This window comes from Verrucomicrobiota bacterium, assembly GCA_039192515.1.
Lineage (GTDB): Bacteria > Verrucomicrobiota > Verrucomicrobiia > Methylacidiphilales > JBCCWR01 > JBCCWR01.
Genome location: JBCCXA010000101.1, coordinates 1 through 2,075 on the forward strand (window position 1 = coordinate 1; position 2,075 = coordinate 2,075).

The 2,075-nt window shown below is 41.3% G+C and carries 2 protein-coding genes; both read right to left on the bottom strand.

The window, feature by feature from the left end; translation table 11 throughout:
- Positions 1-500, bottom strand: a 500-nt coding sequence (locus AAGA18_16195; GenBank protein MEM9446882.1) for an AMP-binding protein, incomplete at its 3' end; no start/stop codon positions are given.
- 20 nt (positions 501-520) lie between these two features.
- The coding region (locus tag AAGA18_16200; GenBank protein MEM9446883.1) for a DUF6734 family protein at positions 521-2,075 on the bottom strand (1,555 nt) is incomplete at its 5' end.

The window sequence follows — 2,075 nt, forward strand, 5'->3', positions numbered from 1 at the left end:
CCCAAGCGTTCCAGGGAGTCTTGGATCATATTGCTAAGACTGCGGTGGGTGACCATGACTCCTTTTGGTTGGCCGGAGGTACCGGAGGTGTAAATGATATAGGCTAAATCTTCCGGATGTAGGGTGTTATCTAGGATTCCTGCTTGGCTCTCGATCTCGCCTCTTACTTGATCAAGGTAGATGTTTTGAACGCCAGAAAGATCGAGATTCAGTTCGCTCTGGGTCAGAAGGTGTTTCATGCCACTGTCTTGCACGATGAAGGCTTTTCGCGGCGCGGGATAGGTGGGGTCGATGGGGACGTAGGTGCCTCCGGATTTTAATACACCCAAAATGGCTACGATGGCTTCTACTCCGCGCTCCAGACATACGCCCACGGGGCTCTCATTGGAAACACCTTGCGCTCTCAGGTACAGTGCCAGCTTATCGCTGTGCTGATCCAACGTCTGATAACTCAAGGATGACGCACCATCCAAAAGCGCAATGCCTGATGAATCAGCCACAATAGAGCGGAAAAGAGATGTTACAGGTTGTTCGATAGGGTTAGCGGGTTTGAAAATTGCTCTTCTGTTTCAGTGATATTCAAAATATATGCCGCTATAAACTCCTTAATGCCTCTTACAATAACTTGATCAAATTCCTTTCTTGAAAATTTGTGATTTGAGATATCCCGAGATATCTGTTTTAGTATTTTCTTAGCTGTGTTCGGTTGCTTAAAATAATCGATTATTTTAATCTCTTGTCCGCACCAAATCTCCCTGACCTGATGGTCTGGCCTAACGACTAAAGCTACCCAAAAACCTCCTTCAACCATCGGTAGATTGACGTTACCACTCCAGTTGAATTTCGTTTTGAGAACCTTTATTTCATCATTCATTAGTAAGGTTTGATCTAAAAACTTTTCATCCGGAACGTTGAATAGGTTTTGACGATTTTGATAGTCTTCCTTTTCATTCGATTGATCATCTGGCCTCCCCATAGAATACGCTCTTTTTAGGTTGTCTATGGATACCTCTAATCTTAATGCATCGTTTAGTTTTATACTGTATTCCTTACCCAATGATTTAGATACGGACTGGGACCACCGCAGAAATTCTTTCCTTAAATCTTCTGCCGGCGTATTTAAAAACTCATTAAAACTATCGATATCTAAACTTTGGATTAATTGTATGGTACGCTGGTATCGCTTTCGCAACCATGCCAGATTATTGCTGAAAGTAGCTGTACTCTGAGACGTTGCAAAAACGGTTTTACTATATTCTTCTGTAAGATTTCTAACGGTTTCATACCACTCAGGATATTCCATTTTTAGTCTTATTTCGATCTGATCACAAATTTTATGATCCTTTTTTGCAAGGTTAGTAGGGTGTACATAGGCCGTCTTCGCAGGCACACCAATAAGACTGGCAATGTTACCTTCATTATGTGGAATGTAGTCTAACGCGAAGGTTGGCTCTATTCCAGAATCAATCGCCATGCAGTAACTCAGATATTGTTCATAAATACAATTAAAATAACCAACATTAATTCGCGACAAAGCAGAAGTATTTTCATGAATAAATTTAAATGCTTCTTTAGCAAAGGCCTGGATAAACTCAAGATTTGAACCTCCAAATATCCCGGCATTACAAGCAAGAATTTTGTCTGATTTATCACGTTGTTGCTTTATGTATTTTGGAGTATAGGAAAAGTGCTCCTCCACTTGATTCAGAATTGGATGGTAGAAACTTAAATTATCATCCAGGCTTTGAGTGACAAACGGGGCATCTACAATTGGAAAGTCGAACCTACTCCACAAAAAAATATCGCCATCAACATGCAGAAAGGGTTCGTTTTGTAAGCCATAGGTATACAACTTACCAACAGCCCACAGGTCTTCATGATAGTGGTCTACTTCATTTAAGGCGATCGTGACCTTTGTATACGGCAGATTTAGCTTGTCAATCAGGAGTTCTGCTCCGGACTCATCAGTAAACAGCTCCACTTGGTCATATAAGCTTTTCAATTTTAGACAACTGAGGGTCCAACTCATCCAAAAGTAATCTAAGCGTAGCCATCCCCCTAAGCTACGATCATAC